This window comes from Coleofasciculus sp. E1-EBD-02, from assembly GCF_040218245.1.
Taxonomy (GTDB): domain Bacteria; phylum Cyanobacteriota; class Cyanobacteriia; order Cyanobacteriales; family Coleofasciculaceae; genus Coleofasciculus.
The window spans coordinates 1-14513 of the sequence record NZ_JAVJQN010000058.1 but is presented as its reverse complement, the minus strand read 5'-3'; the positions used below and the strand labels follow the sequence as shown (position 1 = coordinate 14513).

General features: G+C 44.1%; 16 protein-coding genes. 4 read left to right on the top strand and 12 right to left on the bottom strand.

What is annotated here, in order from left to right; all coding sequences use genetic code 11:
• Nucleotides 1–272: 272 nt before the first annotated feature.
• Both RIC07_RS09935 and RIC07_RS09930 read right to left on the bottom strand, forming a co-directional pair.
• Nucleotides 273–413, bottom strand: a complete 141-nt coding sequence (locus RIC07_RS09935) for a hypothetical protein (protein ID WP_446343132.1) — start codon at nucleotides 411–413, stop codon at nucleotides 273–275.
• Nucleotides 414–714: 301 nt separating this feature from the next.
• Nucleotides 715–1080, bottom strand: a complete 366-nt coding sequence (locus RIC07_RS09930) for a phage holin family protein (RefSeq protein ID WP_446343134.1) — start codon at nucleotides 1078–1080, stop codon at nucleotides 715–717.
• Nucleotides 1081–1426: 346 nt separating this feature from the next.
• Here RIC07_RS09930 and RIC07_RS09925 point away from each other — a divergent pair, with 346 nt between their 5' ends.
• Nucleotides 1427–1600 (top strand): YqaE/Pmp3 family membrane protein, encoded by a 174-nt coding sequence (locus RIC07_RS09925; RefSeq protein ID WP_446343136.1) that lies wholly within the window; start codon nucleotides 1427–1429, stop codon nucleotides 1598–1600.
• Nucleotides 1601–1865: 265 nt separating this feature from the next.
• Here RIC07_RS09925 and RIC07_RS09920 read toward each other — a convergent pair whose 3' ends face one another.
• The gene (locus RIC07_RS09920; protein ID WP_446394371.1) at nucleotides 1866–2768 is read right to left on the bottom strand and encodes a YegS/Rv2252/BmrU family lipid kinase; all 903 of its coding nucleotides are present in this window, start codon (nucleotides 2766–2768) and stop codon (nucleotides 1866–1868) included.
• 225 nt (nucleotides 2769–2993) lie between these two features.
• On the opposite strand from RIC07_RS09920, the gene RIC07_RS09915 reads away from it, so the two are divergent.
• Nucleotides 2994–3176: a CsbD family protein gene (locus RIC07_RS09915; RefSeq protein WP_446343140.1), complete on the top strand. Its 183-nt coding sequence runs from the start codon at nucleotides 2994–2996 to the stop codon at nucleotides 3174–3176.
• Nucleotides 3177–3271: 95 nt separating this feature from the next.
• Here the strand turns inward: RIC07_RS09915 and RIC07_RS09910 are convergent, their stop codons facing one another.
• The 4 genes from RIC07_RS09910 to RIC07_RS09895 form a co-directional block, all read right to left on the bottom strand.
• Nucleotides 3272–4723 carry a TrkH family potassium uptake protein gene (locus RIC07_RS09910; RefSeq protein WP_446343142.1) on the bottom strand — a complete coding sequence of 484 codons (1452 nt, stop codon included), beginning with the start codon at nucleotides 4721–4723 and terminating at the stop codon, nucleotides 3272–3274.
• A 311-nt stretch (nucleotides 4724–5034) separates the two neighbouring features.
• A complete protein-coding gene (locus RIC07_RS09905) occupies nucleotides 5035–5445 on the bottom strand; it encodes a potassium channel family protein (RefSeq protein WP_446343144.1) in 411 nt (136 codons plus the stop codon).
• Nucleotides 5446–5672: 227 nt separating this feature from the next.
• The gene (locus RIC07_RS09900; protein ID WP_446394370.1) at nucleotides 5673–6488 is read right to left on the bottom strand and encodes a DUF1206 domain-containing protein; all 816 of its coding nucleotides are present in this window, start codon (nucleotides 6486–6488) and stop codon (nucleotides 5673–5675) included.
• Between the two features lie 197 nt (nucleotides 6489–6685).
• A complete protein-coding gene (locus RIC07_RS09895; RefSeq protein ID WP_446394369.1) occupies nucleotides 6686–8449 on the bottom strand; it encodes an alpha-amylase family glycosyl hydrolase in 1764 nt (587 codons plus the stop codon).
• Between the two features lie 251 nt (nucleotides 8450–8700).
• Here RIC07_RS09895 and RIC07_RS09890 point away from each other — a divergent pair, with 251 nt between their 5' ends.
• Nucleotides 8701–10029 carry a glucosyl-3-phosphoglycerate synthase gene (locus RIC07_RS09890; protein ID WP_446394368.1) on the top strand — a complete coding sequence of 443 codons (1329 nt, stop codon included), beginning with the start codon at nucleotides 8701–8703 and terminating at the stop codon, nucleotides 10027–10029.
• Between the two features lie 76 nt (nucleotides 10030–10105).
• Nucleotides 10106–10378: a hypothetical protein gene (locus RIC07_RS09885; RefSeq protein WP_446394367.1), complete on the top strand. Its 273-nt coding sequence runs from the start codon at nucleotides 10106–10108 to the stop codon at nucleotides 10376–10378.
• A 14-nt stretch (nucleotides 10379–10392) separates the two neighbouring features.
• Here RIC07_RS09885 and queF read toward each other — a convergent pair whose 3' ends face one another.
• The 5 genes from queF to RIC07_RS09860 form a co-directional block, all read right to left on the bottom strand.
• Nucleotides 10393–10875 carry a preQ(1) synthase gene (queF, locus tag RIC07_RS09880; protein WP_446394366.1) on the bottom strand — a complete coding sequence of 161 codons (483 nt, stop codon included), beginning with the start codon at nucleotides 10873–10875 and terminating at the stop codon, nucleotides 10393–10395.
• 95 nt (nucleotides 10876–10970) lie between these two features.
• Nucleotides 10971–11381, bottom strand: coding sequence for a hypothetical protein (locus tag RIC07_RS09875; RefSeq protein ID WP_446394365.1), 411 nt, complete (start codon nucleotides 11379–11381; stop codon nucleotides 10971–10973).
• A 47-nt stretch (nucleotides 11382–11428) separates the two neighbouring features.
• Nucleotides 11429–12892 carry an RNA-guided endonuclease InsQ/TnpB family protein gene (locus RIC07_RS09870; protein ID WP_446384131.1) on the bottom strand — a complete coding sequence of 488 codons (1464 nt, stop codon included), beginning with the start codon at nucleotides 12890–12892 and terminating at the stop codon, nucleotides 11429–11431.
• A gap of 356 nt (nucleotides 12893–13248) precedes the next feature.
• The gene (locus RIC07_RS09865) at nucleotides 13249–13626 is read right to left on the bottom strand and encodes a phasin family protein (protein ID WP_446394364.1); all 378 of its coding nucleotides are present in this window, start codon (nucleotides 13624–13626) and stop codon (nucleotides 13249–13251) included.
• 117 nt (nucleotides 13627–13743) lie between these two features.
• Nucleotides 13744–14283 carry a Uma2 family endonuclease gene (locus RIC07_RS09860; RefSeq protein WP_446394363.1) on the bottom strand — a complete coding sequence of 180 codons (540 nt, stop codon included), beginning with the start codon at nucleotides 14281–14283 and terminating at the stop codon, nucleotides 13744–13746.
• Nucleotides 14284–14513: the final 230 nt, after the last annotated feature.

Sequence of the window (14513 nt, the reverse complement as noted above, 5' to 3'; positions counted from 1 at the left end):
GGCAAGGTTTAGGCACAATTGTAGGGGCGGGTTTAGGGACTAAATTACGCTATTTACCGATAATGGAACAACAAAACCCGCCCTCCTCACCGATAACGGAACAACAAAACCCGCCCTCCTCACCGATAATGGAACAACAAAACCCGCCCTTCCTCACCGATAACCGAATGAGGACAAGATCCCCGACTTCTTGAAGAAGTCGGGGATCTGAGCAAGGGATCTGAGCATCTAGCATTTCCCAACTTAAATAGGATGGCTAGATCGCACCTAATTTATTGCCGTTCCTTGGGGCGATCGCCTTCAAAGGGTTGAACACCTGTATCTGGATATTCATCATCGTTAGCGCCAAAAATTCGCTTGACGCCTCCCCACAGATAGTCAAACATCTCCTGTACTCGTTCTAAAACTGTCATAGCTTTCCTCCACAGGTTATCGTCAAAACCGATTTAAAATACGTTATTGATAAATAAGGGTGAACACCCATCCCCAATTTAGGATAAAAGAAGACGTTGTGTCTAGTTCGCTTAACCGAATCCTAGTTTTCACGCTTGTAGACGTGAGTCAACCTCTGTGTATTTATACTCAAAGCTTGAGATCAAGGGGGATGAGTCATTCTATCACAACCGTATTGCCCTTAAATATAGCGCTAACCTATCATCCTCTCAAAGAGGTACTCTGACAATCCTAGCGATTTCCAGCAATACAGCGCTGTCCTTATTCCATCTCAAGTTCAGGTTCTCGTTGAGCAAAGTAGTTACTCAAGAAGGTATTAACCAGAGATAGGACAATCGGACCCAAAATAAACGCGGGTAAGCCCTGAACGGCAAATCCAGGTACAGCTACAGCAGCTAACCAAAAACACAATCCATTGACCACCAAAGAAAATAATCCGAGTGTCACGATATTCAATGGGAGAGATAGCACAGACAGAATTGGCTTGATAAATGAGTTCACCACGCCAATGGATGCAGCCCCTAATAAAGCCGCTATAAACGTGGCTAGGTCAACACCTGGCACAATTAGATCAACAACCAATAAGCTCAAGGCTGTAGCTAACAAGGTAAAAAAGAATGCCTTCATAAATTTTTCCTCACTTGTAATGTTCAAATATCTGAAAAAACGATATTACTCTTACTATCCATCTCTATGGGTCTGATTGTCATCTCTACAGAGATAGATTTTGCCACCTGTTAGATTAGCTGGATAAATTGAGGTAGGTTGGGTCGAGGGACGGACTCCACACAAGCTAGCTTTAGTCTGTTGGGTTTCATGTCGTTCAACCCAACCTACCCAAGTGATACAAAGGAGTTGATTCACCTTGCCCACGCCATAATTACGACAAAATCATTCTCCAGATGGAGGTTAACAACCGAGTTTAGCCGTTAATCTTTATAGAGTAACCGACAAACTGAATTTATTAATCCTTATGAAATTACTCCGAATAGTTTTGGGAATCCTGCTCCCACCTGTGGGCGTTTTTCTGACCACAGGAATTAGTTCAGCCTTTTTAATTAACATTTTGTTAACTTTACTGGGTTTGCTTCCGGGTTCCATTCACGCGGTTTGGGTTATTGTCAAACATGAAGAAAAATACGCTTAATACCGCCCCTTTGTAGAGACGTGCCACGGCACGTCTCTTTTTTAGTTAGGGCTTGCTGCACAAAGCCAAAACCGCAAAGCCCATCAATACTTTGAGCCTTATTGACAGAGGGTTTGATTCAAGGAAATGGGGTAGTATTCTTTAAATATATGACATTACCTTGCTCAGGAAAAATGTACCCTTGCTCCCCCAGCTCCCCCAGCTTCCCCAGCTTCCCCCGCTCCCCCTCACCACAACATCTTATTCAGCAGCCCCTAGTTAGTAGTTAGTCTGGCTGCATTGGCACGAAAACCGTTAAGCCTCCAGGAATACAGTCCACCTTAATTGGAGTTTCGCCAATAATTTCTCCATCCAAGACAATTTTCTGGGCAGGTTGCGTGGTCACTTTAACATAGCGAGTTCTGATATATTTAATATCCTCATGTTCTGCACTTTCCCCCAAAATCGCCGATTGTAGAAGTTCATAAGAGGCGGCAATTACATTGGTTTGATCTTTGGGAGTGACGACGGTTAAATCCAGAAGTCCATCATCATAAACAATACCAGCCGGTCCTTGAGCCAAAATAGATGTCGGCGGTGCGGCATTAGCTACCGTTACTGCCCCGGCTGCAATTGTAAAGGTATTCTCGTCTGTCTCAATCTTTGCCTCAAAGGACTCCAACTCACTGAGATTTTGTAGTCCTGATACGACATAAGCCAGCATACCAAAATTATTTTTTAGCTCTCGATCTGCCTCTTCAACGGTTTTAGCTTCAAAGCCAATTCCGGCTAGCAGTACCATCGGCTTGCCATTACATCGACCCACATCAATTTTCTTAGTTTTTCCGTCTAAAATCGTTTGACACGCTGCTTTAATCGTGTCATGAATTCCCAAAGCGGAGGCAATAGCGTTAGCCGTTCCCCGGGGAATAATACCCAAAGGAATACCTGTTTCCACCAGTGCGCCAGCCGCCGCCGACAGCGTCCCATCTCCTCCAGACGCAATGATAGTCTGAATACCTCGCTCAACGGCAGTTTTCGTCAGTTGAGCCGCATCCTTGTCTGGCGTGGTGCATTGAACATCGAGTTCAATTTCTGGCTCCAAAATATTAACGATTTTATTTAAATCTTTGTCGGGGTCACTTTGACCCGCAACAGGATTAAAAATCAGGCACGCTGAACGAGTCATGACTATTAATTACTGTCTTAAGAGTTTTGATTAGGCTAGGGCAATGTAAAAAAATAATGCCACTGCTTAGGGTTAAGCTTGTGGTTTATTTTATTATAATAGCTAGCCTAAACTATCGCTATCTATAATAATGCCTATTTCTAAAGGAGTACGTCTTCCGCTAGACGTATAAGTATACCGGATTCGATATAATTTATGGTGTAGAAGTTAATTAAATATATCACTATGAGTACTGAAGATCGAATGAAAGCCACAGCTAAGAATATTGAAGGGAAAGCCCAGGAAGCTATCGGAGAAATTACGGGCGATCCAGAAGACAAGGCAGAAGGTAAAGCTAAACAGACTGAAGCTCAAGTACGACATTCGGTGGAAAATGTAAAAGAGGATGTCAAGAAAAAAATTGACTGATCTGTCTGTTTAAATTTCCATATAAAGCTACATAAAGCTACCTGTAGGGGCAATTTACGAATTGCCCCTACGATTGTATACTTGCGTAAGTCTGGTTACATCCGACGGATTTTCCTGCCAATCATCTTGCCTACGCCACCTAGGGGCCAAGATAGCAAAAGCAGTACGGGAATAATCTCCAAGCGTCCCATCCACATGAATAAAATCAACGTCAACTTACCTAGCCACGGTAAATTAGGATGGGTAATGCCTGTAGACAAACCGACACTTCCCAGGGCAGAGGCGGCTTCAAAGATAATGTCACTTAAATTATATTGGGGTGTGACGATATGGAGTAAAACCACAACACCAAGGGCAATTGAACTGACCCAAAGTATTGCCAGAACAGCCGCCGACTCAATCCGACGATTCGCTTCATTTTCCTTAATGACTTTGCCATCTAGTTTATAGCGCATCATCTGATGGGGTTTTAGAGTAATGCGTTGAAAGCGCCACAGAATCCCTTTGAACAGGGATACGACACGAGTCAGTTTCAACCCACCCACTGTAGAACCGGAAGCCCCACCGCAAATCATGCCAAAGGTTAATAAGAGTTTAGTGGTGGGACTCCACAATCGCAAGTTTGTCGTACTAAAACCACAAGTTCCGAAGGCTGAAGCCCACTGGAATATACTATCAATCCACCGAATTTGACCTCTAAACCAATAGTCTTCGAGAACCAGGATCACGACACCCCCAGCTAGCAATATCCACAGCGCCCGATGTTGAGTATCCTGCCATAATGCTGATAGCTTTCGCTGACGAAGCAATTGATAGTGAATGGGAAAACTAATCGCCCCCGCAATCATAATCGGGATGACGGCTAACTGGATTTGGGGACTATAGGAACCAATACTATTATCAGTTATGGCAAATCCCCCCGTAGAAATTCCTGTCATGCCATGATTCAGCGCATCCCACCATGGCATTCCGACTAAGCGCAACCAGACGACACTTACCACCGTGTATAGAAGATAAATCCACCAAATTTGACGTACTGTTTCTGTAATCGTTAAACCAATTCGCTTCTGGCGTCCTTCAGCATAGTAAAGTTGATAAGCATCAGTACTGGGTTCTAAGACTGAAACCATCAACACAATCACACCCACGCCACCAATCCATTCCATAAAGGAACGCCACCACTGGATACTACGCGGCAAATCACTCGATCGCAGCGCCATGCTTAGTCCTGTACTCGTAAACCCGGAAAACGCTTCAAATAAAGCATTCCAAGGTTCCTGAAAATTAAGCATAGTCATGGAAGGAAGAGTAACATTGGCTAAATGAGACGCAATTAAGACCAATGGGATCGCACCAAAAAAGGGAATTAGCCCCCAACTGAGGGCAACAGCCACCAACGCATGAGGTAGACGTGAGGCTTCTGCATGGCGAAACAGACGATAAAGTCCTTGTCCTGCCGCTAATGACGCTAATGCTGTCCCGAAGAAGGGCAATATTGCATAATATTCACCCAACAAAATGGCGATAGGTATAGACACTAATGCCATGGCGCCTGGAACATACAGAAATAAACCCAGGTCACGCAGGATTGTTTTAATATGTCGATTCACGATAACTTAAAAAAATGAGGTCTGAGTTTTGACACATGGCTTCGTGTGAGGGAACTAGTTTTTGGGTGTAGAGACATGCTTTTGAAGCGTCTGTAGGGGCGGGTTTCACTATTATCGTTTATGGCTGTACCTAAATGCAACTAAACCCGCCCAGACCGAGTTTTGACTTGCCGAGTGAGAATTCAATTGTAATGATTTAACCTATTCGGTCTAACCAATCAGTTAGAAAATTGCTCATGGTTTAACTTTTATTCATTGTCAGAATCTTCCATCATCCCATAGAGAGACTTGGCAATAATCATTTCTGGATTAGTGAGAACCTGTACTCCCAAACGTTCAAAAAGAGACTGATGATTGGATTGATTGACCATGCTAATCAGCGTCTTAATTTCATACTCTTTGCCCAGAAACATCGCCATCAGATTAGCTGAATCATCACTCGTTGCGGCGATCAGGGCATCAGCCCGATCAGCGCTGGCTTCTTCCAGGAGATTACCCTTGGCAATATCCCCTTGAAATACATTAATATCGTGGCTTTTGAGAACCTTTCTGGCTCGTTCTACATCCTCTTCAATCAGGGCAACCTCATGACCATCTTTAAGGGCTAACTCAATTAAGCTAGCCCCCTCCGGTCCTGCGCCTAAGACAATCAAGTACATGACAATGGTTCTCTAAAAAAACAAGCAATCACAGATAAGTAGGTGGGGACAATTAAAGTTAACGGTGGGCATCGTCATTCGTCATTTGCCATTTGTAAGGGTTTGAGGCTTGTTAACATAACTAAATAGGGTTGAGTTTATTTACACCAACCTACTTAGCAAATATCTTACCTGAAAATATTTTCATCGATGACTTCGACAATCTTAACTCTAAAATACTATTGAGTTTACGCCCGAATCCGCCGATATTCTGCCATAACAAACATGTGAATTCCGTAGGCAATTAAACCAATGGCAACAATTCCCAATAACCAAGCTCCATAAGGTTGTCGAGTCAGTGTTTCTAACGCCCCATCGAGTCCTCTGACTTCGCTAGAATCATACTGGCGACCTGCCTGAATAGCAAAGAAACCAATCATCACAAAGACTAAACCCCGCGCAGCTAAACCCAGTCTGCCCGCACGAGTTGCCCAAGTTTCCTCAGTATCACTCATCTCGTACAACTTCAGCTTTTTGCGGAATTTAGCTTTGTAAGCTTTATAAAATTGGTAAAAGCCATAACCAATAATAATTGCCCCAATTATACCCACTAACCACTGACCAAAGGGTTGGGCAAGCAGGCGGGCTGTCCACGTTTGCTTTTTACTTCCATCGCTAGCACTCTGAGTCGCACTCACAATGATTTGAATCGCAGTGAATCCTAAACTGGCATAAATCAAACCACTAATTCCGTAACCAATACGTCTGACAATATCGTCAGCATCATTACTTTTGCCTGTATGGTCAGGGTCTTGAATCGCTTGGACAAAACGCCAAACTACGTATCCAATCAGACCCAAGGCGACTACTGCTAACATGAACTGACCAAAGGGCTGGGCTGCAATTGTGCCTAAAGCACCTTTGGTATCTGTGGTTTTCCCACCGTTGCCTAATGCGGTTTGTACTGCTAATAAGCCGACAGTTGCATACACAATCCCTTTGGCGGTATACCCCAATCTAGCCAATTTGTCGATCCATGTACTTTTATTACTTGCTTGAGACATAACAATACTTTGCCCTCAACTCTTCTCTTTGGGAATGTACAAAGATTACCGATTGGCAGGCAAAATTATATCTATCGTCGGGATGAAATTTAAACCTCGGCTCTATATACCAAAATGATGAGGGTGTGTGGTAAGTAGGTGGAGACAATTCTAAAGTCGGGGATCTGGAGTACCTCACTTATGCCTTCGATTCTCAATTAACTATCGCTGCCAAACGTATTGGTAATCCACGCTGATTGGTAAGGCTGTAGCGTAAACGTATTATGGATATCGGGAATAATTTTTCCACTAATCAAGTCACACCACTCATCCGTGGCAATTAAATTTAATTCCAATAACGGTAATGTTTGGGGCTTATCGCTCAAATTATGGATCGAGAAAATACTCTGATCTCGCTTCATACTCTGTCGCCAAAATACCAACAGTGCCTGATTTAAGGGATGTAGTGTATATTGCGTTGCATTGGGATTAAATGCCTGCTGACGGCGACGAATTTGAATCAATCGAGACAGTTCCCGAAACACGATCGCGTGAGGTGAGTTTACCTGTTTTAACTGCTCCTCCAGTTCCGCTATATCCCAACGGTGGCGGTTAATTGAGCGTTTTCTACCCGTCTGCTGCATCAGGGCGCGATCGCTACCTGTCCCTAGCAAACTGTGAATGTAAAATGCGGGAATTCCTTCTAAGGACATCATAATGGTTTGTGAGCAGATAAAACGATTAATTTGCCATTGATCTTCCCCCTTTATGGTTCCCTTAAGGGCATCAAATAAAGCAATATTAATTTCATAAGGAGTTTCCGTCCCATCGGGTTGACGGCGATAGCTAATTTCTCCGCCAAATTGAGTAACACATTGGAGTAACGTCTCATATTCGTCATCCGACAGCAAGCCCTCCGCCGGACGCAAACCGATGCCATCATGAGATGCGGTAAAATTCAAATAGGCACAACCCATCGGTGCAGGGGGCATACTCATCATCCAGGTTTTTAGATGATCGGATTTTCCCTGAAGTAAAGCATTCAGCAACAGCGGCGGCAAACTAAAATTGTAAATAATATGCGCTTCATTTCCATTGCCAAAATAACTCAAATTTTCTCGGTTCGGCACATTGGTTTCCGTAATAATTACCACCGCTGGATCAACGAGTTGTAACAGTTCTCGCAGTAGTCGGATCAGGGCGTGAGTTTCGGGTAAATGAATGCAGGATGACCCGATGCGCTTCCACAAATATCCCACGGCATCCAGTCGAATATATTTAGCGCCAATATTGACAACATAAAATAACAGAATTTCAACATACTCTACCAACAGATCTGGATTGGCAAAATTGACATCAATTTGGTCGTCGCTAAACGTCGCCCATACATGCTTTTCGCCGTTTACGGTATCCAATTTGACTAATAAAGGGCTACTCCGGGGACGCACTACTTGCGATAAATCAGTCGTTGGGTCAATTTCAATAAAATAATTACACCCCGGTTTAAGTCCCTGTTTAAACTGTTCAAACCAGGCACTTTGACTAGAAACATGGTTCAGGACTAAATCCAGCATCAAATCAAAGGGTTGGGCAATGGTTTGAATATCTTCCCAGGAACCCAATTCTGGATTAACTTGCAGATAATCAATGATGGCAAATCCATCATCGGAACTGTAGGGACAAACGGGTAAAATATGAACGCCAGTTATTGTATCCTGAAGATAGTGTTCGAGAAACTGTTTCAGTGTCACCAAGGGTTTTTGATCACCCTGACGATAGATACTGTCGCCATAGGTAATCAGTAGTATCTGCTGTTCATTCCACTTATCGGGATTTTTCGCTCCTGAATCGCAATAGTGGGGGTGCAGCAACTGCAATAAGTGAGCCGCTAGTTGCTCGATATCAGTCTCTGGATAGATGACTTCTAGTAGCGGCTTGATGCGTGACTCAAACGAGTTGACCAGTTGGTTTGACGGTGACATAACGTTCAAACAGATCATTGGGAAATAGTTTGTCGGGAGGATATCAGACTGAGTAAAGTTCAATTTTTCCCGACACCCGACACTCAGTAGTACCTTCAAGTTCCTTGTCACTCCCTCAGGTTTATGGCACTAAAGTGCCTACTACGAACCTACGAACCCTGTTCCCTGTTTCCAATTTGTATAGATTATCACAGCATAATTTTCAGATTAATTGAATAATCAAACGGTTGTGCAGAGGTGTCATCAGTCTGATGGACTATAAGCAAGAATTAATCACAACGATTCATGACTTTGGCTGTAATCTGGATGCTCTTGTAACCCGATTGACCCGCTTAAGTGAAGAATCGCCCACGGCGGTTTTAATTCCAGCGCTTTACGAGGAACTCAAACGACCCGCGTTAACTAAAATTCGCGATCATCTGGCTACTTGTGAGTTTGTCAAGACGGTTATCGTTTGTGTGAATGCGCCAACGGTGACTGATTATGCCAAAACCTTACAATTTTTTCAAACCCTACCGCAAACTACGCTAATTATTTGGGAAAATGGTCCACGAGTTACTCAGCTTCTAGCCGATGTGCAGGAGAGGGGGTTGGATTTACTGAAGTATAAGGGTAAGGGGTTAGCGGTTTGGTTAGGCTTAGGCGTCGCCTCTCTGAGTGCTGATGCGATCGCACTCCATGATGCTGATATTATTACCTATGACTGCTCCTATCCACTGAAACTGCTGTATCCCCTGCTAGATAAGGAATTCGGCATTGACTTTAATAAAGCCTACTATACCCGTTTAGGCAATTATCCCCAGAGTTTTCATGGGCGAGTGGTGCGTTTGTTTATTGCGCCGTTACTTAATGTGTTAAAGGAGGTGTTCGGTGAAAAGAACTACTTACGCTACCTGAGTGCTTATCGTTACCCTCTAGCTGGTGAATTTGCTTTGACTAGCGATTTAGCCCTACACACGCGCATTCCGTCAAATTGGGGTTTAGAAATTGGCTTACTTGCCGAAGTCTATCGCAGTATGCCATCCAAACGCATTGCTCAAGTTGATTTAGGTATTTTTGACCACAAACATCAACCATTAGGTGAAGATGTGAATTCGGGGTTGCAAAAAATGTGTCGCGATATTTTCCGTTCCATCCTGCGAACCTTAACCGAAACTGAACAGGTGGTGATTACCAGGGAGCATATCCATGCGCTGCGCGTCAAATTCCGCCGGGAAGCTCAAAGCTTCACTCGTAAGTATTTTATCGATGCTCGCTTCAATGATTTGTCCTATGATCGCCACCAAGAAGAAATCGCGATCGAATGTTTTGAACAGGTTATTTCGCATGCAGGTGAGCAGTATTTTAATGATCCAGTAGGCGCTCAGATTCCCGATTGGACAAGAGCATTAGCGGTTATGCCTGATCTGCGCGAACGACTCATCTATTGTGTTCAACAGGATGTTGCTCAAGTTACCGCCCAAGTTTTAGCGTCAACCCTGACACCGAAGATGGTAAATCCCTTGCATCTTGAATCGCCAGGATTACCAGCAGAAACCATAGGATTGAAAAACGACGCTGGAATTTCTATATCTCGATAATATAGATCTGTAGATAGTTTCGTCAGTTGAGTTGCTCGGTTTAATTTGGGTAGAAAGAGACTCAAATCCTAAACTCATGATTCATAATGATGATCAGACTCAACCTCAGACTCGATACACCTTAATCAAGATAGGAGCCGCCTTAAGTGCGATCGCGGCTATTCTAGCTGTTATCCTAGCGATTTGGTGGGCATTTCGCACGCCCTCTGAATCTCCGGTATCTCCATCCAATGTCTCACCCGCCTCACCCTCTCCACCCGCTTCGCCACTGACTCCGGAGTTGGTTCCCCCGCCTTCAGCGTCACCGGAGTTATCCGGAGAACCAACAAATCCAGAAAATCGAAATTGATGCTTTTATCTTATTCAAGAAGTTAAGGATCTAATTCTTCCCCTTCTTCTTCTGCTTTTTCTGCTTCTCCTGAGTCTCTTCTTTCTGTTCTGGTGTTGAACTTCGATGACGGTGTGTACATTCCCTCGTGGGGAAAAATCGCCTTTTATCGTTACCTCTAAAGGATCACAGGCTTCTACAAAGTCATCCAAAATCTGATTAACGGATTCTTCGTGAGAAATATAGCGATCGCGGAAACTATTGATATACAGTTTAATCGCTTTGAGTTCTACCACCCGCTCATTGGGAATGTAGCGGATATGAATGGTGGCAAAGTCAGGATAACCAGAAAATGGGCATTTACAGGTAAACTCTGGCAACGTGATATCGATGTGGTAACGACGCCTAATTCGAGGGTTAGGGAACGTGATTAGCTGTCCTTCAGCAATGGCACGTTCACCATATTTCATCGGTTGTGCATCTGAGACAGCAGAGTTCTGAGTGGGTAGATGAGTCATAAGCAGCGAAAAGGATTATTTTTGTCCCCATAATCTAGTACAACGACCTACGTTTCCCTGAGAGGTCAGACAAGGGAAACCCATCACCGGAACAGCTAAAACGGGTTAAAGTCATCATAGCTTGAAGGATTCGATTCCCAGTCTGGGCAATTCTCACCATCCCAACCATAGGGATGCATTCCACAGACTAATAAATTTCCGCCATAGACTTGACCATGGTAATGACGACAACCGATACAAGCAGGATGTCGTTCCGGCGTAGGATCTCCGGGATAGGTAAAACCCATGTCCGAATCAGTCGTCATATCTATCTCGTCATACTCTAAATAAATCTCAATAATGGGTTCAAAGATATCCTCTAAGCATTTATCTATTTCGGCACCAATGGTATTTTGCCATTCTTCAGCAAAGTCTTCGATGATGTCCGCGACTTCCACGACAACCTCATCGACTACATCTACCAATGATTCCAGGGATTCCAAAAAACTTTTAGACCACTCATCCATAGGGAAACGGATAGAAAAAACTCCGAGTTGGGCAAATCCTCACTTAGCTAGAGGTCAAGGTCATGGCTAAGGGGGTGTTTGTTTAGGTTGACATCTCCTCTCCTTAAAAGAGAGAGGATTCTGAGCTGATGTGAAGCGACAGCTTGAAAGACTGTCGCTTCACATTTCTCACGATATGATCGTTTCAAATTAGTAAACAGGTCATATCGTTTTGGCAGTGCCAAACTGCCTCTACCCACCTTGGCTAGGTTTACCCCTAGCTGTGTGGCTACTTTTCTGATTATGTTGGCTGCACCGTTGCAGTCAGCATTAATTAGCTGACCGTCAGATGTTCTATACAACCCGCGTTTCACTCTTGTACCTGATGGTGTCCATCCTTCGGGTTTTTCACCGTATTTCGGTAATGAATCACCATCCAAGAATGATGCTTGACTTGTATAAGCTTCCTCGGTCAAGGTCAATACAATCCCATATTCTCCTGCAAGCTGCTTGAGGCGTTCAATTAACCTCCCCGTGGGAATGGGCATGAAGTTTTGGTTCCCCCGTTTACCCATCTGGGGACTGATTTTTTGTCCCTCATTCCAGCCAATAACCAGATTACCGATCCCGTCAGCCAAGCATCGGTTAACGATGAATCGTGCCGCTTTGTTAATGGCATCTCGCACCTTCTTATTTCGCTTGCATTGCACTCGGTCTAAATTGGTATCCCAGTAAAATTCGGACTTGCCATGCTTATACTTAGTAACCAAGCGGCAATACCCCTGATTCATTGACTTAAGCTTGCGCCCATCAACAATTAGACTTTTCCCTTGAGTTGATACTCCGGTTAACCAATTGGTGCCACCGTGGTCAAACCCCCAGGCTTGAGAGTAATCCAGATTTGGATTAAACTTAATGAGTTTCTTTCCATCATCTATTACCCAGTCAATCCAAAGTTCACCAAGATAAGGGCGAATCGCCACTTCCTTTACCCAATCTGAATCAATGAACTCCGGCAATGGTAACTCAATCTGAGTGATTAATTCAGGCTTGGATTCTTTACTAATGGATGGGCGAAAACATCCGTCTTTGTAAGTTAAAGCCTGCCTAGGGAAAGTTACCGCCGCCAAGCCACCTTTTTTTCTGTACTTAGGCAATGATGGACGATTAACATTTCCCTGATAATAGGCGTCAACCAAGCTGTTATAACTCTTAATTGATTCCCCTACAGACTTCAGCGTTTGCTGTGCAGATTGAGCGGCTAGCGCCTTATAATGTGGGTTAAGCTTGAGCTGCCTGTCTAGCTCTGGGTAAGTCGTGCGACACCTGTAAAGCTTCCAGCCACACCGAAACTCATCGCCGAGCCAATAAAAAGCCAGAGCGTTGGGCTGTTTTTCCCTCCACTGATAATGACTCTGCCTGGTGTGATAAATTGCACAATTAATTAGACTATTGGCATTTTGACATTGATCTATCCAGTACGCTTTTTCTTCATCCGTAAACTTAGCTTTAATCGGGATAGTTCGATACAGTTTAATCACCTCCTTTATTGCTTTCTATTGTATATCATTTAGCCAAAAATAACACCCTAAAACGTCAGGTTAAAACCTGAGCCAAACTTTCATACCCTGGTTAAAACGCAGGGGTTCTCAGTTTCATCCATGATAGTACAACCATAGCTAATTATGAGGGATTGAGTCGAATCCTTTGTGCTGACTACAACAGTCAAGCACGTTATATTAAGTTGTCGTACATTAAATTTACACCTTTTCCCGTAGTAGACGCCGTTTACTCGGTGATTCTCTTGCTTCTCCTGCTCACCATAGCACCATGGCACTTCTGTACATAGCGTCTCCTGATTCGGAAGCTATCTACACCTGTGAGCCACTTATTCCCGCTTGAGCCGACGTAGTTCCTCTTGCATCGCCTGAACCTGTTGGCGCATAGCGTCAATATTCTGCTCTTCGCTAGAGGTTTGCTCCTCGTCGTCAGAAATAATTTCAATCCGGCGGGGTTCAGTTCCCGTCTTGTCGGGTTGCGGAGGTTGAGCCGATTGCTGCTGCTGTTGAGCTTGTTGCACCATATCATCAACCATCTTGCGAGCTTCTTCAGTGGTCATTTCACCACGAGCAACCAGTTCATCCGCCAGTTTTTGAGCTTGAGTTCGCAGTTCCCCGATTGTTCCCCCAGCTTTCTCACTAGCATACGAGGCTAAACCAACGCCCAGATAAAACGCTTTTTGAAACAGATTTCCCAAGTCCGCCATAATAACTGATGCTCCTTTAAGTACGCAAGAACTCTTTTCTAAGATACGAGTGACGCTGGCAAACTGCCTACTTCTATAGTGTATAGAGAAACATGAGGGGATGGGAAAGGATGCAGCTTACGCCAACAACTCATCCACAGATACGGTAAAACCCTGTAAGGCTTTCTGGGTACTCACCTGTTGACCCGATGTAAACATCAACCCCTGATTTTCCGTCATCACCATCACCCAGCGACTCTCCGGAAACACCAGCCACACTTCTTCACCCCCCGACTCTAAATACTCCTGGGCTTTGAGCAACACCGTCTCGGCTATATCTGTTGGCGAAACAATCTCAGCACACAAGGGAAAACTCTGAGGCAATGTAGCTACATTGCCAAACTGCGCTACCAGTTCCGGGGTCAAATATGCCACATCAGGAGAACGTCCCTGTTTATTGGTGCGACAAGGCACATCAGTATAAACCTCTCCACCTTGTCCACTGGAGTTTTTGTAATCGTCCCAGTAACGACCTAGCCTCAATTGAATTTTGCCATGTCTGAGTGTCATACCGTTTTTTTCCACCAGTTGACCATTTACCCACTCCATTTTCTCAGGCGGATTGACCATAAAGTCGTCCAGTGAGAACTTGTCTGGGATAAGAGTTGCTGTTCCCATTGTTATTTCCTCGTCCTGATTACGCTTTCGAGTATTTCCCTATTCTAATTTATCCAAAAATAACAACTCTAATTTGAATGGTACGAGCCTTGAGCCGAGAACTAAAGTTCTGGCTTAAAGCTTAAACCCGTTAAAACGGGTTCAAAGATTTACTCAGCAAGCTACATTGATAGTTCTGGTTTCTACTTGGGTTCTCGAATGGAACCCATGAATAAAATCGTTCCCGTTTG